This window comes from Burkholderia puraquae (assembly GCF_002099195.1).
In the GTDB taxonomy this organism is placed as follows: domain Bacteria; phylum Pseudomonadota; class Gammaproteobacteria; order Burkholderiales; family Burkholderiaceae; genus Burkholderia; species Burkholderia puraquae.
In genome coordinates, this window is the sequence record NZ_NBYX01000009.1 from 163451 (window position 1) to 184368 (window position 20918).

Annotated in this window: 18 protein-coding genes; 17 read left to right on the forward strand and 1 reads right to left on the reverse strand. The window is 65.0% G+C overall.

Features of this window, described 5'->3' with window-relative positions; all coding sequences use genetic code 11:
• The first annotated feature begins 8 nt into the window (after window positions 1-8).
• From B7G54_RS19095 to B7G54_RS19125, 6 genes are all read left to right on the forward strand, one after another.
• A complete protein-coding gene (locus B7G54_RS19095) occupies window positions 9-1226 on the forward strand; it encodes an MFS transporter (protein WP_085040493.1) in 1218 nt (405 codons plus the stop codon).
• Between the two features lie 365 nt (window positions 1227-1591).
• Complete coding sequence (gene carA / locus B7G54_RS19105; RefSeq protein WP_085040494.1) at window positions 1592-2737, forward strand: glutamine-hydrolyzing carbamoyl-phosphate synthase small subunit; 1146 nt, start codon at window positions 1592-1594, stop codon at window positions 2735-2737.
• 37 nt (window positions 2738-2774) lie between these two features.
• Window positions 2775-3434, forward strand: a complete 660-nt coding sequence (leuE, locus tag B7G54_RS19110) for a leucine efflux protein LeuE (RefSeq protein ID WP_085040495.1) — start codon at window positions 2775-2777, stop codon at window positions 3432-3434.
• A gap of 49 nt (window positions 3435-3483) precedes the next feature.
• Window positions 3484-6738 carry a carbamoyl-phosphate synthase large subunit gene (gene carB / locus B7G54_RS19115; RefSeq protein WP_085040496.1) on the forward strand — a complete coding sequence of 1085 codons (3255 nt, stop codon included), beginning with the start codon at window positions 3484-3486 and terminating at the stop codon, window positions 6736-6738.
• A 118-nt stretch (window positions 6739-6856) separates the two neighbouring features.
• Window positions 6857-7333, forward strand: a complete 477-nt coding sequence (gene greA, locus B7G54_RS19120) for a transcription elongation factor GreA (protein WP_021163362.1) — start codon at window positions 6857-6859, stop codon at window positions 7331-7333.
• A gap of 14 nt (window positions 7334-7347) precedes the next feature.
• On the forward strand, window positions 7348-7806 hold the full coding sequence (locus B7G54_RS19125; protein ID WP_006497614.1) for a DUF4149 domain-containing protein: 459 nt from the start codon (window positions 7348-7350) through the stop codon (window positions 7804-7806).
• A gap of 79 nt (window positions 7807-7885) precedes the next feature.
• Here the strand turns inward: B7G54_RS19125 and B7G54_RS19130 are convergent, their stop codons facing one another.
• The gene (locus tag B7G54_RS19130) at window positions 7886-8413 is read right to left on the reverse strand and encodes a YhbY family RNA-binding protein (protein ID WP_085040497.1); all 528 of its coding nucleotides are present in this window, start codon (window positions 8411-8413) and stop codon (window positions 7886-7888) included.
• Window positions 8414-8606: 193 nt separating this feature from the next.
• Here B7G54_RS19130 and B7G54_RS19135 point away from each other — a divergent pair, with 193 nt between their 5' ends.
• The 11 genes from B7G54_RS19135 to phoR all read left to right on the forward strand — a co-directional run bounded on the left by B7G54_RS19135 (window position 8607) and on the right by phoR (window position 20843).
• Window positions 8607-9269: an RlmE family RNA methyltransferase gene (locus B7G54_RS19135; protein ID WP_046545366.1), complete on the forward strand. Its 663-nt coding sequence runs from the start codon at window positions 8607-8609 to the stop codon at window positions 9267-9269.
• A 166-nt stretch (window positions 9270-9435) separates the two neighbouring features.
• Complete coding sequence (gene ftsH / locus B7G54_RS19140) at window positions 9436-11334, forward strand: ATP-dependent zinc metalloprotease FtsH (protein WP_085040498.1); 1899 nt, start codon at window positions 9436-9438, stop codon at window positions 11332-11334.
• Between the two features lie 76 nt (window positions 11335-11410).
• Entirely contained in the window at window positions 11411-12304 is an 894-nt protein-coding gene (folP, locus tag B7G54_RS19145; protein ID WP_425266504.1) for a dihydropteroate synthase, read from the forward strand.
• A 28-nt stretch (window positions 12305-12332) separates the two neighbouring features.
• Window positions 12333-13688, forward strand: coding sequence for a phosphoglucosamine mutase (gene glmM / locus B7G54_RS19150; RefSeq protein ID WP_085040500.1), 1356 nt, complete (start codon window positions 12333-12335; stop codon window positions 13686-13688).
• 453 nt (window positions 13689-14141) lie between these two features.
• Window positions 14142-15176 carry a phosphate ABC transporter substrate-binding protein PstS gene (gene pstS, locus B7G54_RS19160; protein ID WP_085040501.1) on the forward strand — a complete coding sequence of 345 codons (1035 nt, stop codon included), beginning with the start codon at window positions 14142-14144 and terminating at the stop codon, window positions 15174-15176.
• A 94-nt stretch (window positions 15177-15270) separates the two neighbouring features.
• Entirely contained in the window at window positions 15271-16257 is a 987-nt protein-coding gene (pstC, locus tag B7G54_RS19165) for a phosphate ABC transporter permease PstC (protein WP_085040502.1), read from the forward strand.
• On the forward strand, window positions 16254-17147 hold the full coding sequence (gene pstA / locus B7G54_RS19170; RefSeq protein WP_085040503.1) for a phosphate ABC transporter permease PstA: 894 nt from the start codon (window positions 16254-16256) through the stop codon (window positions 17145-17147). Before pstC ends, pstA begins: the two co-directional genes overlap by 4 nt.
• Window positions 17148-17162: 15 nt before the next feature.
• Window positions 17163-18011, forward strand: coding sequence for a phosphate ABC transporter ATP-binding protein PstB (gene pstB, locus B7G54_RS19175; RefSeq protein WP_085040504.1), 849 nt, complete (start codon window positions 17163-17165; stop codon window positions 18009-18011).
• Window positions 18012-18029: 18 nt separating this feature from the next.
• Complete coding sequence (gene phoU / locus B7G54_RS19180; RefSeq protein ID WP_085040505.1) at window positions 18030-18734, forward strand: phosphate signaling complex protein PhoU; 705 nt, start codon at window positions 18030-18032, stop codon at window positions 18732-18734.
• 30 nt (window positions 18735-18764) lie between these two features.
• A complete protein-coding gene (phoB, locus tag B7G54_RS19185) occupies window positions 18765-19466 on the forward strand; it encodes a phosphate regulon transcriptional regulator PhoB (RefSeq protein ID WP_027787869.1) in 702 nt (233 codons plus the stop codon).
• 57 nt (window positions 19467-19523) lie between these two features.
• Window positions 19524-20843, forward strand: coding sequence for a phosphate regulon sensor histidine kinase PhoR (gene phoR / locus B7G54_RS19190; protein ID WP_085040506.1), 1320 nt, complete (start codon window positions 19524-19526; stop codon window positions 20841-20843).
• Window positions 20844-20918 lie beyond the last annotated feature (75 nt).

Here is a 20918-nt window from a genome sequence, read left to right on the forward strand (position 1 = left end):
GGGAAGCGATGTCGTCGGTGCAGGTGAGGGTGCTCGCGCTGTTTTCGGTCGGGTATTTCGTGTCGTATGTGTTTCGCGGCGTCAATCTGGGCTTCGCGCCGTTCGTCACGCACGAGATCGGGTTGTCGGCCGCCGATCTCGGCCTGCTCACCAGTCTCTATTTCCTCGGCTTCGCGGGCGCGCAAATTCCGGCCGGCGTGATGCTCGACCACTTCGGCCCGCGGCGCGTGACGGCCGGCATGCTGCTGTTCGCGGCCGCCGGGGCAGCCGTGTTCGGCGCCGCGCACAGCCTCGGCACGATGATGGTCGGCCGGCTGCTGATTGGTGTCGGCGTATCGGTGTGTCTCGGCGCGGCGTTCAAGGCGCTCGCGCAGCATTTCCCGGTCGGCCGGCTGCCGCTCGTCAACGGCCTCGTGATGGCCGTGGGCGGCCTCGGCGGCGTGATGGTCGGCTCGCCGCTGACCTGGCTGCTCGGCTGGACGAACTGGCGCGCGATCTGTTTCGGCCTCGCGGTGCTGACGGTGATCGTCGCGGCGTCGATCGGCCTGGGCGCGCCGGAAGCGAAGCAGGTGCGCCACCAGGGCGGGCTCGTCAGCCAGTTCAAGGGCACATGGCACATCCTGAGTAGCCGCGCGTTCTGGAAGATCTCGTCGTTCTCCGTCGTCACGCAGGGCGTGTTCTACGCGATGCAGTCGCTGTGGGTCGGGCCATACCTACGCGACGTCGCGGGGTTCGATGCGCCGCATGCCGCGCGCCTCGTGTCGGTGCTCGGCTTTGCGATGATGGCCGGCTGCGTCGGCTTCGGCGCCGCGGCGCGCGTGCTCGAGCGGCGCGGCGTGCCCGTGTACGCGTTCTGCGGCGTCGGCATGGCGCTGTTCGTCGCGACGCAGGCCGCGATCGTCGCGCGCGTGCCGTTGCCGCCTGCCGTGCTATGGGCTGCATACGGGATGTTTGGTGGCGTCGGCATCCTGACCTACGCGGTGATGGCCGGGCATTTTCCCGCTCACCTGATCGGCCGCGCGAATACGACGCTCACGCTCGTGATCTTCCTGCTGATCTTTGCGTTCCAGATCGGTGTCGGTGCGGTGCTGTCGCACTGGCCCGCGGTCGACGGCCACTATCCGGCCGCCGCGCACTTCACCGCGTGGGGCGTGCTGCTCGCGCTGCAGCTCGCGAGCGCGGTCTGGTACGTCTGGCCCGCGCGCGGCGCTGGCCAAGCACACTGATCCGGCGGTACGCTGGCGGGTGGGGCGGCCGCGTAAACGGGGCCGCAGCGCGTTGCGCCGCGTCGCCGGGCGCGGCATGTGCACGATCGGACGGCCATATCGATTGAAGATAAGGCCATTTTCGGGCTATAATTTGAAAGTTTGTGCTGATCAACCTCGCACCCTAGCGCCTACCTCATTCATCCCGTTCATCCGCCGCACGCCGCCTGCCGGGCGATGCCGCGAAGCCTCGTGCGCCACGCGCCGGCTTCGCGTCTCGACAACGCAGGCCGCGTCCAGCAAGCGACCACGCGCGCCCACGCAGCGCGGCGCTCGCGCGGCAGGGTAAACAGGTCGGCAGCAGGGTGTTCCCCAAGGAGCCTCCCGTGTTGCCGTCTTTTACTCCCGCCTTGCTTGCACTCGCCGACGGCACGGTCTTTCGTGGTTATTCGATCGGGGCCGAAGGCCACACGATCGGCGAAGTCGTGTTCAATACCGCGATCACCGGCTATCAGGAAATCCTGACTGACCCGAGCTACTCGCGCCAGATCGTCACGCTCACCTACCCGCATATCGGCAACGTCGGCGTCAACGCCGAAGACGTCGAAGCCACGAAAGTCCATGCCGCCGGCCTGATCATCCGTGATCTGCCCACGCTCGCGTCGAATTTCCGCATGGAGCGCACGCTCGGCGATTACCTGCGCGACGAAGGCGTCGTCGCGATCGCCGGCATCGATACCCGCAAGCTGACCCGCATCCTGCGCGACAAGGGCGCGCAGAGCGGCTGCATCCTGGCCGGCTCGGACGACGAGGCGAAGGCGATCGAACTCGCGCGCTCGTTCGCAGGCCTTGCAGGCATGGACCTCGCGAAGGTCGTGTCGACCACGAAGCCGTTCGAGTGGAAGCAGACCGAATGGCGCCTCGAAGGCGGCTACGGCATGCAGGAAGCGCCGAAGTACCGTGTCGTCGCGTACGATTTCGGCGTCAAGTACAACATCCTGCGCATGCTCGCGGAGCGCGGCTGCCACGTGACGGTGCTGCCGGCACAGGCGAGCGCGGAAGACGCGCTCGCGCTGAATCCGGACGGTGTGTTCCTGTCGAACGGCCCCGGCGATCCGGAGCCGTGCGACTACGCGATCGCGGCCACGAAGCAGTTCATCGAGCGCGGCGTGCCGACCTTCGGCATCTGCCTGGGTCACCAGATCATGGGCCTCGCGGTTGGCGCGAAGACGCTGAAGATGAAGACGGGCCACCACGGCGCGAACCACCCGGTAAAGGATCTCGGCGACGGTCGTGTCGTGATCACGTCGCAGAACCACGGCTTCGCGGTCGATGCGGATTCGCTGCCGGCCAACGCGCGCGTGACGCACGTGTCGCTGTTCGACGGCACGCTGCAGGGCTTCGAGCTGACCGACAAGCCGGCATTCTGCTTCCAGGGTCACCCGGAAGCGTCGCCCGGCCCGCACGACATCGGCTACCTGTTCGACCGTTTCACCGCGCTGATGGACGCGGCGAAGCAGCGCAACGCTTAACGTCACCGACGCAACCGAAGGACGGGAGATTCGCATCATGTTCGGCCACGCACTCGGCATCACGGATATCTGGACCTACGTGTTCGGCGTGATCTTCATCATCCTGCTGCCGGGGCCGAACTCGATGTATGTGCTGTCGCTCGCGGCGCAGCGCGGCGTGAAGGCCGGCTATCGCGCGGCGTGCGGCGTGTTCGTCGGCGATACGGTGCTGATGGTGCTGTCCGCCGCCGGCGTCGCGTCGCTGCTGAAGGCGAATCCGCTGCTGTTCTCCGTCGTCAAGTACGGCGGCGCCGCGTATCTGCTCTACATCGGCACCGGCATGCTGCGCAGCGCGTGGCAGAAGCTGCGCGCGTCGGCTCATGCGCCGGCCGACGCGCCGCCCGCGGTCGACGGCGAGCGGCCGTTCCGCAAGGCGCTGATCGTGAGCCTGCTGAATCCGAAGGCGATCCTGTTCTTCATCTCGTTCTTCATCCAGTTCGTCGACCCGGCATTCCCGCATCCCGCGCTGTCGTTCGTCGTGCTCGGGGCGATCGCGCAATGCGCGAGCTTCCTGTACCTGAGCACGCTGATCTTCGCGGGTGCGCGGCTTGCCGAGCACTTCCGCCGCCGCCGCAAGCTTGCAGCAGGCGCGGCGAGCAGCGTGGGCGGCCTGTTCATCGGTTTCTCGGTGAAGCTCGCGCTCGCCACGATGAGCTGAGCGCAGCCGGCCGACCCACGACAACGATTACTTATTGAATTCACAAGCCATGCCAAAACGCACAGACATCAAGAGCATCCTCATCATCGGCGCCGGCCCGATCATCATCGGCCAGGCGTGCGAGTTCGACTATTCGGGCGCGCAGGCTTGCAAGGCGTTGCGTGAGGAGGGCTACAAGGTCGTTCTCGTCAACAGCAATCCGGCGACGATCATGACCGACCCGAATACGGCCGACGTGACCTACATCGAGCCGATCACGTGGGAAGTCGTCGCGCGCATCATCGAGAAGGAGCGCCCGGACGCGATCCTGCCGACGATGGGCGGCCAGACCGCGCTGAACTGCGCGCTCGACCTGCACCACCACGGCGTGCTCGAGAAGTTCGGCGTCGAGCTGATCGGCGCGTCGCCGGAAGCGATCGACAAGGCGGAAGACCGCCAGAAGTTCAAGGACGCGATGACCAAGATCGGTCTCGGTTCCGCGAAGTCGGGTGTCGCGCACTCGATGGAAGAAGCGACCCAGGTGCACGCCGAGATCATGGCGCTCACCGGCGGCAGCGGCTACCCGGTCGTGATTCGTCCGTCGTTCACGCTCGGCGGCTCGGGCGGCGGCATCGCGTACAACCGCGAGGAGTTCGAGGAGATCTGCAGGCGCGGTCTGGATCTCTCGCCCACGCGCGAGCTGCTGATCGAAGAGTCGCTGCTCGGCTGGAAGGAATACGAGATGGAAGTCGTGCGCGACCGCGCCGACAACTGCATCATCGTCTGCTCGATCGAAAACCTCGACCCGATGGGCGTGCACACCGGCGACTCGATCACGGTCGCGCCGGCGCAGACGCTCACCGACAAGGAATACCAGATCCTGCGTAACGCATCGCTCGCGGTGCTGCGCGAGATCGGTGTCGACACGGGCGGCTCGAACGTGCAGTTCTCGATCAACCCGAAGGACGGCCGCATGGTCGTCATCGAGATGAACCCGCGCGTGTCGCGTTCGTCGGCGCTCGCGTCGAAGGCCACCGGCTTCCCGATCGCGAAGGTTGCCGCGAAGCTGGCGGTCGGCTATACGCTCGACGAGCTGAAGAACGAAATCACCGGCGGCCAGACGCCGGCGTCGTTCGAGCCGACGATCGACTACGTCGTCACGAAGATCCCGCGTTTCGCGTTCGAGAAATTCCGCGAAGCCGATTCGCGCCTGACGACGCAGATGAAGTCGGTCGGCGAAGTGATGGCGATCGGCCGCACGTTCCAGGAATCGTTCCAGAAGGCGCTGCGCGGCCTCGAGGTCGGTGTCGACGGTCTCGACGAGAAGTCGACCGACCGCGACGAGATCGCGATCGAGATCCACGAGCCGGGCCCGGACCGCATCTGGTACGTCGGCGATGCATTCCGCATCGGCATGACGGCCCAGGAAATCTTCGCGGAAACCGCGATCGATCCGTGGTTCCTCGAGCAGATCGAGCAGATCATCCTGAAGGAAAAGGCGCTCGCCGGCCGCACGCTCGCATCGCTGACGTTCGACGAGCTGCGCTACCTGAAGCAGAGCGGCTTCTCCGACCGCCGCCTCGCGAAGCTGCTGGGCGCGACGCCGGAAGATGTGCGCAAGCGCCGCGTCGAGCTCAACGTGCGCCCGGTCTACAAGCGCGTCGACACCTGCGCGGCCGAATTCGCGACGAAAACCGCGTACATGTACTCGACCTACGAGGACGAGTGCGAGGCGCAGCCGACCACCAACAAGAAGATCATGGTGCTGGGCGGCGGCCCGAACCGGATCGGCCAGGGTATCGAGTTCGACTACTGCTGCGTGCACGCGGCGCTCGCGATGCGCGAGGACGGTTACGAAACGATCATGGTCAACTGCAACCCGGAAACGGTGTCGACCGACTATGACACGTCCGACCGCCTGTACTTCGAGCCGCTGACGCTCGAAGACGTGCTCGAGATCGTCGACAAGGAAAAGCCGGTCGGCGTGATCGTCCAGTACGGCGGCCAGACGCCGCTGAAGCTCGCGCTCGACCTCGAGGCGCACGGCGTGCCGATCGTCGGCACGTCGCCGGACATGATCGATGCGGCCGAAGACCGCGAACGCTTCCAGAAGCTGCTGCAGGACCTCGGCCTGCGCCAGCCGCCGAACCGCACCGCGCGCGCCGAAGACGAAGCGCTCGCACTGGCCGCCGAAATCGGCTATCCGCTGGTCGTGCGCCCGTCGTACGTGCTGGGCGGCCGCGCGATGGAAATCGTCCACGAGCCGCGCGACCTCGAACGCTACATGCGCGAGGCCGTGAAGGTGTCGAACGATTCGCCGGTGCTGCTCGACCGCTTCCTGAACGACGCGATCGAATGCGACGTCGATTGCATCTGCGACGGCGAAGCGGTGTTCATCGGCGGCGTGATGGAGCACATCGAGCAGGCAGGCGTCCACTCGGGCGACTCTGCATGCTCGCTGCCGCCGTACTCGCTGTCGAAGGAAACGGTTGCCGAGCTGAAGCGCCAGACGGGCGCGATGGCGAAGGCGCTGAACGTGGTCGGCCTGATGAACGTGCAGTTCGCGATCCAGCAGGTGCCGCAGGCGGACGGTTCGAAGCAGGACATCATCTACGTGCTGGAAGTGAACCCGCGCGCATCGCGCACGGTGCCGTACGTGTCGAAGGCGACCAGCCTGCCGCTCGCGAAGATCGCGGCGCGCGCGATGGTCGGCCAGAAGCTCGCGCAGCAGGGCGTGACGAAGGAAGTCGAGCCGCCGTACTTCAGCGTGAAGGAAGCCGTGTTCCCGTTCGTCAAGTTCCCCACCGTCGATCCGGTCCTCGGGCCTGAAATGCGTTCGACGGGCGAAGTGATGGGTGTCGGCCAGACGTTCGGCGAAGCGCTGTTCAAGTCGCAGCTCGCGGCCGGTTCGCGCCTGCCGGAGTCGGGCACGGTGCTGCTGACCGTGATGGATGCCGACAAGCCGAAGGCGGTCGAAGTCGCGCGCATGCTGCACGACCTCGGCTACCCGATCGTCGCGACCAAGGGCACGGCTGCCGCGATCGAAGCGGCCGGCGTGCCGGTGAAGGTCGTGAACAAGGTGAAGGACGGCCGTCCGCACATCGTCGACATGATCAAGAACGGCGAGATCGCACTCGTGTTCACGACGGTCGACGAAACGCGCCAGGCGATCGCCGATTCGCGTTCGATCCGCATGAGTGCGCAGGCGCACAAGGTCACGTACTACACGACGATGTCGGGCGCGCGCGCGGCGGTTGAAGGCTTGCGCTACCTGAAGGATCTGGAAGTCTATGATTTACAAGGTCTTCACGCTCGCCTAAACTAAGCAGTCAGTTACCTGTCGAAGCAATACGTGCCGCGATTAGGCGGTGTTTCCAGTGCATCGGAAGCGCGCTTAATCGCGGTGATTTTTTTTAAAGCCGTTTTTAGCGATTGAGCCGTTTATGAGCACCATTCCGTTGACAAAGCGTGGCGCAGAGCAACTGCGCGATGAATTGCAGCGCCTCAAGTCCGTCGAGCGGCCGGCCGTGATCAACGCGATCGCGGAGGCCCGCGCACAGGGCGACCTGTCCGAAAACGCCGAATACGATGCCGCGAAGGAAAAGCAGGGCTTCATCGAGGGTCGTATCGCGGAAATCGAATCGAAGCTGTCGGCCGCACAGGTCATCGATCCCACCGTGCTCGATGCCGAGGGCCGCGTGGTTTTCGCATCGACCGTCGAACTCGAGGATCTCGAGTCAGGCGACACCGTCAAGTACCAGATCGTCGGTGACGACGAAGCCGATATCGATCACGGCCTGATCTCGGTCAGCTCGCCGATCGCGCGCGCGCTGATCGGCAAGTCCGAAGGCGACGTCGCGGCCGTGCAGGCGCCGAGCGGCGTGCGCGAGTACGAAATCATCTCGGTCAGCTACATCTGAAGCGGGGCGACGTGATGCCGCATCGCGTGTTCCGTCTGCTGTCGGCCGTGTGGGTCGGCAGCCTGTTGACGATCGGGTATGCGGTCGCGCCCGTGCTGTTCAAGACGCTGGAGCGGATGACGGCCGGTTCGGTCGCCGCCCAGCTGTTCCGTATCGAGGCGATCCTCGGTGTCGTGTGCGGCGTGCTGCTGCTCGCCTTGTCGAACCAGCAGGTGCGGCGCGGCAGCAGCGAATATCGCCGCGTGCGCTGGATCGTCGCCGCGATGGTCGTGTGCGTGCTGGTCGGGTATTTCGCGCTGCAGCCGTTCATGAACGCGCTGCGGGTAGCCGCGATGGATGCCGGCACCGATATCGCGAACTCGCCGTATGCGAGCCGTTTCGGGATGCTGCACGGCGTCTCGAGCGTGTTCTACCTCGTCGAGAGTGTGCTGGGGCTGATGCTGATCTGGCGTCTGCCGGCGCGCGACGCCTGACGCGAGTGCCACACAGGCCCGATCGATGCCGGGCCCGCGGGCAGGGCGGCGGTACGGTGGTGCCGCGCCGCCCCGATGCTTACTTGTCCTGGAACGGACGCTTCGTGCTGGCCTGGCGCTTCTTGGCGCGCTTCACGTTACCGCCTGCCGTCACGCGCTCGTTGCCGCGCACGACGACCTTCGTCGGCTTCGGGCGGCGCACCGGGCTTGCGTTCGGCGACACCTTGACGACCTTGACGGTACGCGGTGCGCGGCCTTTCTTGTCGTCGGCGGCTTCGGCTGCGCTCGGCAGCGTGCCGGCACGACGGCCGCGGGCCGGGGCCGCTGCGGCGGCTTCGGGCTTCCAGATCACCAGCAGCTTGCCGATGTGCTGGATCGGCGCCGCGCTCAGGCGATCGCAGATCTCGTCGTAGATCGCGATGCGCTCGTCGCGCTCGTCGCCGAACACGCGGATCTTGATCAGCTGGTGCGCGTTGAGGTGCACCTTGATTTCCGTCAGCACGGCGTCGGTCAGCCCTTCGGCGCCGATCAGCACGACGGGCTTGAGCGCATGGGCCTGGGAGCGCAGCGCGGAGCGCTCGGCGGGAGAAAGCGAAAGGGCGGGCATGGAAATGTCGAAATCTAAATAAGGGCGCGCTGACTGAAAAGCGATCGCGGAAAGTTACCGCGTCAGTCGTGCGCCGAAACCACGTAAAATCGCGGCTTGGGCCTGAAAAGGGGCCGCAGCCGCGCGAAGAAGACGCGTATTATCCGCTAAAAGCGCGGCTTCACGAAGCAATTGGCAGCAATCTCTCTCTCGAATGGCAAAAAACCGCTTCAACCAGCACTGGCTGCACGACCACATCAACGACCCGTACGTCAAAATGGCGCAGCGGGAGGGCTATCGCGCGCGCGCCGCGTACAAGCTGAAGGAAATCGACGAGCAGGACAAGCTGATCCGTCCGGGCCAGGTGATCGTCGACCTCGGCGCAACGCCGGGCAGCTGGAGCCAGTATGCCCGCAACAAGCTCGCGCAGGGCAAGAAGCGTGACGCGGAACGCGAAGGCGGCATCGACGGCACGATCGTGGCGCTCGACATCCTGCCGATGGAGCCGATTGCCGACGTCCACTTCCTCCAGGGCGACTTCCGCGAGGATGAAGTCCTTCACCAGCTCGAGGAAGTGCTCGAAGGGCGCGCGGTGGACCTTGTTATTTCCGACATGGCCCCCAACCTCTCTGGCGTGGCCTCGGCGGACGCGGCGCGCATCGAGCATCTGTGCGATCTGGCGCTCGAATTCGCACAGAATCACCTGAAGCCGGACGGTGCGCTGCTCGTGAAATGCTTTCACGGCAGCGGCTACAGCCAGATCGTCGAGAAATTCAAACAGCAGTTTAAGACCGTCGCGCCGCGCAAGCCGAAGGCGTCCCGCGACAAATCGTCCGAAACGTTCATTTTGGGTCGGCATCTGAAACGTCCGCGCTGATGCGCAGCAGGGTGCCGCAAACGGGCTCCGGCCCTTGCCAGACAAGCGAAGCGCTATCGCGGCGGTTGTCAATGCTTATGGCGAGGGTGGTCGGACTGGATTAGAATGACCGAGGGGCGCCGCAAGGAAAATGTAGGCGCTCGTCTACGAGTGAAGGAGTGGTGCTTTGAACAACAATATGTTTTCGAAGGCAGCGGTGTGGCTGGTAATCGCACTGGTGCTGTTTACGGTGTTCAAGCAGTTCGACAAGCCCCGCGTCCAGGAAGGCGTGTCCTATTCGCAGTTCATGGACGACGCCAAGAACGGCAAGGTCAAGAACGTCATCGTTCAGGGGCGCAACCTCACCGTCACTCCGGCTGATGGCCAGAAATACCAGATCGTGTCGCCCGGCGACATCTGGATGGTTGGCGATCTGATGAAGTACGGCGTGCAGGTCAGCGGCAAGGCCGACGACGAGCCGAATGCGCTGATGTCCGCGCTGTACTACCTCGGGCCGACGATCCTGATCATCGTGTTCTGGTTCTACATGATGCGGCAGATGCAGGGAGGCGGCAAAGGCGGCGCGTTCTCGTTCGGCAAATCGCGCGCGCGGCTGATCGACGAGAACAACAACGCGGTGAACTTCTCCGACGTCGCAGGCTGCGACGAAGCAAAGGAAGAGGTGTCCGAGCTCGTCGACTTCCTGCGCGATCCGCAGAAATTCCAGAAGCTGGGCGGTCGCATTCCGCGCGGCGTGCTGCTCGTCGGCCCCCCGGGTACCGGCAAGACACTGCTGGCCCGTGCGATCGCCGGTGAAGCGAAGGTGCCGTTCTTCAGCATCTCGGGTTCGGACTTCGTCGAAATGTTCGTCGGCGTCGGCGCGGCCCGTGTGCGCGACATGTTCGAGCAGGCGAAGAAGCATGCGCCGTGCATCGTGTTCATCGACGAAATCGACGCGGTCGGCCGTCATCGCGGCGCCGGCATGGGCGGCGGCAACGACGAACGCGAGCAGACGCTGAACCAGATGCTCGTCGAGATGGACGGCTTCGAGGCGAACTCGGGCGTGATCGTGATCGCCGCAACCAACCGTTCCGACGTGCTCGACAAGGCGTTGCTGCGTCCGGGCCGTTTCGACCGTCAGGTCTACGTCGGCCTGCCGGATATCCGCGGCCGCGAGCAGATCATGCGCGTGCACCTGCGCAAGGTGCCGATCTCGAACGACGTCGATGCGGCAGTGATCGCGCGCGGCACGCCGGGCTTCTCGGGCGCCGATCTCGCGAACCTCGTGAACGAGGCTGCGCTGTTCGCCGCACGCCGTGGCAAACGCATCGTCGAGATGCAGGATTTCGAGGACGCGAAGGACAAGATCTTCATGGGTCCGGAGCGCAAGTCGGCCGTGATCCGCGAGGAAGCGAAGCGCGCCACCGCGTATCACGAGTCGGGCCACGCGGTGATCGCGAAGCTGTTGCCGAAGGCCGACCCCGTGCACAAGGTCACGATCATTCCGCGCGGTCGCGCGCTGGGTGTCACGTGGCAGCTGCCGGAGCATGACAACGAAACGTACTCGAAGGACTACCTGATGGATCGCCTCGCGATCCTGTTCGGTGGTCGGGTAGCGGAAGAGCTGTTCATGAACCTCGTCAGCACCGGCGCATCGGACGACTTCAACAAGGCAACGCAGACGGCACGCGCGATGGTGGCCCGTTTCGGCATGACCGATGCGCTCGGGCCGATGGTTTACGTCGACGACGAGAACGATGCATCGCCGTTCGGCCGTGGCTTCACGCGCACGATCTCGGAAGCGACGCAGCAGAAGGTCGATTCGGAAATCCGCCGCGTGCTCGACGAACAGTACGGCCTTGCGCGCCGCCTGCTCGAAGAGAACCGCGACAAGGTCGAAGCGATGACCGCCGCACTGATGGAGTGGGAGACGATCGATGCCGATCAGATCAACGACATCATGGAAGGCCGTCCGCCGCGCTCGCCGAAGAGCTCGCCGGCTGTCGGCGGCGATTCGTCGGGTGGTGGCAGCAGCACCGAGGTGAAGCCCGGCAACGCGCCGGCGCCTGCTACGCCGGCGGCATAATCTCCGCTTTAGCGCCGTTCACGGGCTGGTGTGGCTTCACACCGGCCCGTTTTGCATTCATTCACGCCAGTTTCTCGTGTCCGATTCCGCCGTTTCCCCATTCATTCCTGCGCCACTCCAGTGCGGCCGCTTCGAACTGACGTTCGAACGCCCGCTCGTGATGGGCATCCTCAACGCGACGCCCGATTCGTTCTCCGACGGCGGCCGCTTCCTTGCGCGCGACGATGCGCTGCGCCAGGCCGAGCGGATGATTGCCGAAGGCGTCGACCTCCTCGATATTGGCGGCGAATCGACGCGCCCCGGCGCGCCGCCCGTGCCGCTCGACGAGGAACTCGCGCGCGTGATCCCGCTCGTCGAAGCGCTGCGGCCGCTGAACGTGCCGTTGTCGATCGATACTTACAAGCCGGCCGTGATGCGCGCGGCGCTCGCCGCAGGCGCCGACCTGATCAACGACATCTGGGGGTTTCGCCAGCCGGGTGCGATCGACGCGGTGCGCGAGGGCAACTGCGGGTTGTGTGCGATGCATATGCTCGGTGAGCCACAGACGATGCAGGTCGGCGAACCCGATTACGGCGACGTCGTGACCGACGTGCGCGATTTTCTCGCGGCGCGCGCGCAGGCGCTGCGCGATGCGGGGATTGCGCCGGAACGGATCTGTGTCGATCCCGGCTTCGGGTTCGGCAAGGCGGTCGTCGACGACAACTACGCCCTGCTGGCCGCGTTGCCGCGCACGGCACCCGCGCGGCCCGACGGGCGCGCGTATCCGATACTCGCGGGCATGTCGCGCAAGTCGATGCTCGGTGCGGTGATCGGCGGCAAGCCGCCGATGGAGCGCGTCGCGGCGAGCGTGGCAGCCGCATTGTGCGCGGTCGAGCGCGGGGCGGCGATCGTGCGCGTGCACGACGTCGCGGCGACGGTCGATGCGCTGAAAATCTGGAATGCCGTGCGCGAAGCCGCGCGGCAACGATAAGTCAGAAGACGAAGGAGGAAGATTCGCTATGGGACGTCGATATTTCGGCACGGACGGCATTCGCGGCACGGTGGGCGAGGCGCCCATCACGCCGGATTTCGTGTTGCGTCTCGGCTACGCGGCCGGCAAGGTGCTGGCCAGCTCGGCCGATGTCGCGGCAGGCTCGCGTCCGACCGTGCTGATCGGCAAGGACACGCGCGTGTCGGGCTACATGCTCGAAGCCGCGCTCGAGGCCGGATTCTCGGCGGCCGGCGTCGACGTGATGCTCGCCGGCCCGATGCCGACGCCGGGCGTCGCGTACCTGACGCGTGCGCTGCGCCTGTCGGCGGGTGTCGTGATCAGCGCATCGCACAACCCGTATCACGACAACGGGATCAAGTTTTTCTCCGCTGACGGCAACAAGCTGCCGGACGACACCGAAGCCGCGATCGAAGCGTGGCTCGACAAGCCGCTCGAATGCGCGACGTCCGACGGTCTCGGCAAGGCGCGCCGCCTTGACGACGCGGCCGGCCGCTACATCGAGTTCTGCAAGAGCACGTTCCCGGCTGCGTTCAACCTGCGCGGGCTGAAGCTCGTGATCGACTGCGCGCATGGCGCCGCATACCAGATCGCGCCGCACGTGTTCCACGAACTCGGCGCGGACGTGATCCCGATCGGCGTCGCGCCGAACGGCTTCAACATCAACGACGGCGTCGGTGCGACCGCGCCGGACGCGCTGATGCGTGCGGTGCGCGCGAATCACGCCGATCTCGGTATCGCGCTCGACGGCGATGCGGACCGCCTGCAGGTCGTCGACTCGACCGGCCGCCTGTACAACGGCGACGAGCTGCTCTACGTGCTCGTGAAGGACCGGATCGCGACCGACGGCAAGGTCGAAGGTGCGGTCGGCACGCTGATGACGAACCTCGCCGTCGAAGTCGCGCTGCAGCGCGAGGGCGTGAAGTTCGTCCGGGCGGCAGTCGGCGACCGCTACGTGCTCGAGCAGTTGCGCGAGCACGGCTGGCAGCTCGGCGCGGAAGGCTCGGGCCACATCCTGTCGCTCGACCGCCACTCGACCGGCGACGGCATCGTGTCGGCGCTGCTCGTGCTGGCCGCGCTGAAGCGCAGCGGCCAGACCCTCGCGCAGATGCTCGATGGCGTCACGCTGTTCCCGCAGAAGCTGATCAACGTGAGGATGAAGCCGGGCGCCGACTGGAAGGGCAGCACGTCGATTCGCGCCGCGATCGACGCCGCCGAAGCCGCACTCGCCGGCAGCGGCCGCGTGCTGATCCGCGCATCGGGCACGGAGCCCGTGCTGCGTGTGATGGTCGAAGCGCAGCAGGCGGCTGATGCAGTCCGCCATGCGGAGATGATCGCCGACGCGGTACGCGCGGCGACGACCTGACGCGCAGGCCGGGCGCGGGGCGGTCAAACGCCCGCGCGCCGGCTTTCCGCTGAACCGGCATGCGGCGCCTTCGGGGCGCCGCGATTTCGTCAGACGCAAAGGTTTGCGATACCTATAAGAAGGGTTCGTCGATCACCGTACTCCGGGGGCGAAAAATCGTCGGACCCCTGATATCGGGCCCGCCACGCGTGGCGGCTTTCCGTGCCGCCGACACTGCGCTACGATCCGCTCGTACCCACGTGAAACGGTTCGTCTCCCGTCCCTTCCAGGGCAGGCAATTCTTGCCGCCATTGCCGTTCCGGTGCCGTCCGGGCGCAGCCCACGCCCCCCTGATACTCCCTTTCAACCAGTCATGTTACTGTCACGCCAGTTTCATCGATTGTCACATTACCGTCATGAGGAGCCCCTAACCTTCGCGGTGCCGTAGTCATCCGCTCACACACTGGAGGTCTCATGAAATTGATGCAAACCGCGATTGCCGGCCTGGCTGGCGCGCTTTTCGCCGTCGCCGCCCACGCTGCCGACATCACGGGCGCAGGCAGCACGTTCGCGATGCCGATCTATACGAAATGGGCTGCTGACTACCAGCAGACCGGCGGCGCGAAGGTCAACTATCAAGGTATCGGTTCGTCGGGCGGCCTGAAGCAGATCGTCGCGAAGACGGTCGATTTTGCCGGTTCGGACGCTCCGCTGAAGGATGAAGAGCTCGCGAAGGAAGGCCTGTTCCAGTTCCCGACGGTGGTCGGCGGCGTGGTGCCCGTCGTCAACGTGCCGGGCGTGAAGGCCGGTGAACTGACGCTGTCGGGCCCGGTGCTCGGCGACATCTACCTCGGCAAGATCAAGAAGTGGAACGACCCGGCGATCGCAGCGCTGAACCCGAAGGTCAAGCTGCCGGACACGGACATCGCCGTGGTTCGCCGTGCTGACGGCTCGGGCACGAGCTTCATCTGGACGAACTACCTGTCGAAGGTCAACGACGAGTGGAAGTCGAAGATTGGCGAAGGCACGACGGTCAACTGGCCGACGGGCACGGGCGGCAAGGGCAACGACGGCGTGGCAGCCTTCGTGCAGCGCCTGCCGGGCGCAGTCGGCTACGTCGAATGGGCGTACGCTAAGAAGAACAACATGGTCTACACGGCCCTGAAGAACTCGACGGGCACGGTGGTCGAGCCGAAGACGGAAACGTTCAAGGCCGCTGCTGCCGGCGCGAACTGGTCGAAGTCGTTCTACCAGATCCTGACGAACCAGCCGGGCAAGGAAGCATGGCCGGTCGTCGGCGCGACGTTCGTGCTGCTGCACGCCAAGCAGGAAAAGCCGGAGCAGGGCGCGGAAACGCTGAAGTTCTTCAGCTGGGCGTTCAAGAACGGCGAGAAGGCTGCTGACAGCCTGGACTACATCTCGCTGCCGCCGGCAGTCGAAGCGGAAATCCGCAAGCAGTGGAAGGTCAAGGTGACGGACGCGTCGGGCAAGTCGGTCGCCGCCGAGTAAGCATTGCAGCGGTTCGCTGCCCGGCCGCGCCGGTCGGGCAGTGTGTGCGGTAAAGCCGGGCGTTACGGCGCCCGGCAATCAAAAGCAGGCACCCATGTCTGATATTTCCTATACGTCCTCACGGTCCGCCGACGTTGCGCAGCAACGCGCGCCGAGCCGCCTCGGGGATGTCGTATTCGGCGGTCTTGCACGGCTTGCCGCCGTCGTGACCCTGCTGCTGCTCGGCGGGATCATCGTTTCCCTGATCATCGCGTCGATGCCGACCATCCAGAAGTTCGGCCTCGGCTTCCTGTGGCAATCCGAGTGGGATCCCAACTCGGACATCTACGGCGCGCTCGTGCCGATCTACGGCACGATCGTCACGTCGGTCATCGCGCTCGTCATCGCCGTGCCGGTCAGCTTCGGCATCGCGCTGTTCCTTACCGAGCTCTCGCCCGTGTGGCTGCGCCGCCCGCTCGGCATCGCGATCGAACTGCTCGCCGCGATTCCGTCGATCGTGTACGGCATGTGGGGCCTGCTCGTATTCGCGCCGATCTTCGCGGAATATTTCCAGAAGCCGCTCGGCCACCTGTTCAAGGATGTCTGGATTATCGGCCCGCTTACCGCCGGCCCGCCGATCGGTATCGGCATCCTGGCAGCGGGCGTGATCCTCGCGATCATGATCATCCCGTACATCGCATCGGTGATGCGTGACGTGTTCGAAGTCACGCCCGTGCTGCTGAAAGAGTCGGCGTACGGGATTGGCTGCACGACCTGGGAAGTGATGTGGAAGGTCGTGCTGCCCTATACGAAGACCGGCGTGATCGGCGGCGTGATGCTCGGCCTCGGCCGCGCGCTCGGCGAGACGATGGCCGTGACCTTCGTGATCGGCAACACGAACCTGCTCGACAGCGTGTCGCTGTTCGCACCGGGCAACAGCATCACGTCGGCACTGGCAAACGAATTCGCGGAGGCGCAACCGGGCCTGCATACGTCCGCGCTGATGGAACTGGGCCTGATCCTGTTCGTGATCACGTTCATCGTGCTGTCCATCTCCAAACTGCTGCTGCTTCGTCTCGAGAAGGGAGAGGGCAAGAAATGAGCGAGCCCATCATGAATTTCCCCGGGCCGGACGGCGCCGTGCTCGAAGCGATGCGCAACCGCTTGCAGCGCAAGCGCAAGGCCGTGAACGCGATCGCGCTGGCCGCATCGCTCGGCGCGATGGCGTTCGGCCTGCTGTGGCTCGTGTGGATTCTCTACACGACGGTGCATCTCGGCGTCAGCGGCCTGTCGCTGCAACTGTTCACGGAATCGACGCCGGCACCGAACACGGAAGGCGGCGGTCTCGCGAACGCGATCGTCGGCAGCCTGCTGCTGTGCGGTTTCGGCACGCTGGTCGGCACGCCGATCGGCATCCTCGCGGGCGTCTATCTCGCCGAATACGGCCAGAAGAACCTGCTGGCGAGCACGATCCGCTTCATCAACGACATCCTGCTGTCCGCGCCGTCGATCGTCATCGGCCTGTTCGTGTACGCGATCGTCGTCGCGAAGTCGGGTCGCTTCTCGGGCTGGGCCGGCGTGATCGCGCTCGCCCTGCTGCAGATCCCGATCGTGATCCGCACGACCGAGAACATGCTGAAGCTCGTGCCGAACGCGCTGCGCGAAGCGGCCTTCGCGCTCGGCACGCCGAAGTGGCGCATGGTGCTGAAGATCACGCTGCGCGCATCGGTCGGCGGGATCGTGACGGGTGTGCTGCTCGCCATCGCCCGGATCGCCGGCGAAACGGCGCCGCTGCTGTTCACGGCCCTGTCGAACCAGTTCTTCTCGTGGGATATGGGCCAGCCGATGGCGAACCTGCCCGTCACGATCTACAAGTTCGCGATGAGCCCGTTCGCGGAATGGCAGTCGCTCGCATGGGCGGGCGTGTTCCTGATTACGCTCGGGGTGCTCGGACTCAACATCCTGGCGCGCTCGATCTTCTCGAAAAAGTAACGGCGGAGCAATCCGATGAATATGGCAGAAAGCCACCTGAATCCCGTCGAGCGCACCGCTGCGCCCGCCGGCACGCAAGATGCGGCGCACGGCCGTCCGCTGGCGCCGCTGAACGCGAAGATCGAGGTCAACAACCTCAACTTCTTCTACAACAAGTTCCATGCGCTGAAGAACATCAACCTGCGCATTCCCGAAGGGAAGGTGACGGCGTTCATCGGCCCGTCGGGCTGCGGCAAGTCGACACTGCTGCGCACGTTCAACAAGATGTTTGCGCTCTACCCGGAGCAGCGCGCCGAAGGCGAAATCCTGATGGACGGCGAGAACCTGCTGACGACGAAGCGCGACATCTCGCTGCTGCGCGCGCGTATCGGCATGGTGTTCCAGAAGCCGACTCCGTTCCCGATGTCGATCTACGACAACATCGCGTTCGGCGTGAAGATGTTCGAAAAGCTCACGCGTTCGGAAATGGACGACCGCGTCGAGTGGGCGCTCACGAAGGCCGCGCTGTGGAACGAAGTGAAGGACAAGCTGAACCAGAGCGGCTACGGCCTCTCCGGCGGCCAGCAGCAGCGTCTGTGCATCGCGCGCGGCATCGCGATCCGCCCGGAAGTGCTGCTGCTCGACGAACCGTGCTCGGCGCTCGATCCGATCTCGACGGGCCGCATCGAGGAACTGATCGCGGAGCTGAAGAGCGACTACACGGTCGTGATCGTTACGCACAACATGCAGCAGGCCGCACGCTGCTCGGATTACACGGCCTACATGTACCTGGGCGAGCTGATCGAATTCGGCGATACCGAAAAGATCTTCATCAAGCCGGTGCGCAAGGAAACGGAAGACTACATCACCGGCCGCTTCGGCTGATGACGGAGAACAACAGCCATGTCGGATAAACATCTGTCGAGCCAGTTCGACGCGGACCTGAATGCCGTGTCGTCGAAAGTGCTGGAAATGGGCGGGCTCGTCGAGTCGCAGATCGTCGGTGCGATGTACGCGCTGAACGAATTCGATCGCGATACGGCCGAGAAGGTGATCGCGGCCGAGGAAACGCTGAACGCGATGGAAGTCGACATCGACCAGGAGTGCGGCAACATCATCGCGCGGAGGCAGCCTGCCGCGCGTGACCTGCGCCTTTTGATGTCGATTTCGAAAACGATTACGAACCTCGAGCGCGCAGGCGACGAGGCCGAGAAGATCGCGAAGCGCGTGCGCCGCCTGGTCGACGAGCCGGCCGCACGCACGGTCAACATCGCCGAGATCAAGGTGTCGGGCGAGATGGCCGTGACGATCCTGCGCCGCGCGCTCGACGCGTTTGCGCGTCTCGATACGGTGGCCGCCGCGCAGATCGTCAAGGACGACAAGGAAATCGACCTGGAATTCCGTGCGTTCGTGCGCAAGCTCGTGTCGTACATGCAGGAAGATCCGCGCACGATTTCGGTCGGCCTCGAATACCTGTTCATCGCGAAAGCGATCGAGCGGATCGGCGACCACGCGAAGAATATCGCCGAATTCATCATCTACATCGTGAAGGGCACGGACGTGCGGCACCAGCCGCGCGACACGCTCGATCGCGAAGCCAACAGTTAATCGACTCCGTAAGGAAGAACAGAGGTGCCGATGCCCAGCAACATTCTCGTCGTTGAAGATGAGCCCGCGATTTCCGAACTGATCTCGGTGAATCTCCAGCACGCCGGTCACTGCCCGATTCGTGCGTACAACGCCGAACAGGCGCAAAACCTGATCAGCGACGTGCTGCCCGATCTCGTGCTGCTCGACTGGATGCTGCCGGGCAAGTCCGGTATCGCGTTCGCGCGCGACCTGCGCAACAACGAACGGACCAAGCACATCCCGATCATCATGCTGACTGCGCGCGGCGATGAGCAGGACAAGGTGCTCGGCCTCGAAATCGGCGCGGACGATTACGTGACGAAGCCGTTCTCGCCGAAGGAGCTGATGGCGCGGATCAAGGCCGTGCTGCGTCGCCGTGCGCCGCAGCTGACCGAGGACGTCGTGTCGATCAACGGGCTGCGCCTCGACCCGGCCACGCATCGCGTTGCCGCGCATGCGGAAGGCAGCGAGATCAAGCTCGATCTCGGCCCGACCGAGTTCCGCCTGCTGCATTTCTTCATGACGCATCCGGAGCGCGTGCACAGCCGCACGCAACTGCTCGACCAGGTGTGGGGCGACCACGTGTTCGTCGAGGAGCGTACCGTCGACGTGCACATCAAACGATTGCGCGCGGCCTTGAAACCGGCCGGCTGCGATGCGATGATCGAGACCGTGCGCGGCAGCGGCTACCGGCTCGCCAAGCACGCGTAACGTATCCGCGCATGCCGTGTGCCACGGCATGTCGTTCATTCTTTCGGGCGCTGAATCATGAACATCATCTGGGCGCGCTTTCTGGTGTCGCTCGTGCTGCTCGTGCTGATCGGCGTATTGGTCGGCGTGTTCGCCGGCCCGACCGCGGGCCTCGTGTTCGTGGTCGTGATGCTGGTCGCGCAGGGCTTTTTCAGTACCTTTCATACGCAGCGTCTGTGGCGGCTGCTCGACGCGCCGGTCTATGGCGAGGTGCCGAGTGCGCCGGGCATCTGGGGCGAGATCTACTATCGTCTGCACAAGCTCGCGAAGCAGTGGCACGCGCAGGTGCGTCAGGTCGAGCAGCAGCATTCCCGCTTCATCCAGGCGATCCAGGCGTCGCCGAACGGCGTCGCGATGCTCGACGACCACGACCAGATCGAGTGGTGCAATGCGATCGCCGAGGTCCATTTCGGCCTCGACGCGAAGCGCGACCTGCGCCAGCACATCACCAACCTGGTTCGCCATCCCGAGTTCGTCCGCTACCTGAACGCACAGCATTACGACGAGACGCTCGTGATGCGCGGCATGGGCGACTCGCGGCAGAACGTGCTGGAAGTGCAGGTGTTTCCGTACGGCGAGAACCGCAAGCTGCTGCTCACGCAGGACATCACCGAGCTCGAGCGTACCGACGCGATGCGGCGCGATTTCGTCGCGAACGTGTCGCACGAATTGAAGACGCCGCTCACCGTGCTGTCGGGCTTCCTCGAGACGATGCGCGAGCTGCCGCTGAACGAGGAAGACCGCGCGCGTTATCTCGAGATGATGGAGCAGCAGGCATCGCGGATGCGGCACATCGTCACCGACCTGCTGGTGCTCGCGAAGCTGGAAGGCGAGAGCAAGCCGCCGCTCGATCACGCGATCGACATGCGCGCCGTGTTCGACCATCTGAAGGAGGACGCGCAGACGCTGTCGAACGGGCATCACGACATCGCGTTCTCGATCGACGAGACACTCGGCGTCACCGGCGCGCAGACGGAGCTGTTCAGTGCGTTCGCGAATCTGGTCACCAATGCGATTCGCTATACGCCGGAAGGCGGCAAGATCGTCGTCACCTGGCGGCGCGAAGGCGCGCAGGGTGTGTTTTCCGTCACGGACAGCGGCTTCGGGATTCCGGCCGCCGACCTGCCGCGGCTGACCGAACGCTTCTATCGCGTCGACCGCAGCCGTTCGCGCGATACGGGCGGCACGGGGCTCGGGCTCGCGATCGTCAAGCACGTGCTGCAGCGGCACGACGCGCACCTGTACGTGCAGAGCGAGGAAGGGCGCGGCAGCACGTTCACCGCGCGGTTCCCGGGCTCGCGCGTCATCGCGATCCGGCCGGCCACGTACGAGGCATGATCGCGTAGCGGCATGTCTGGCCCGCAACAAAAAATGCAGCCCGCGGGCTGCATTTTTTATTTGGAGCGACGCGGC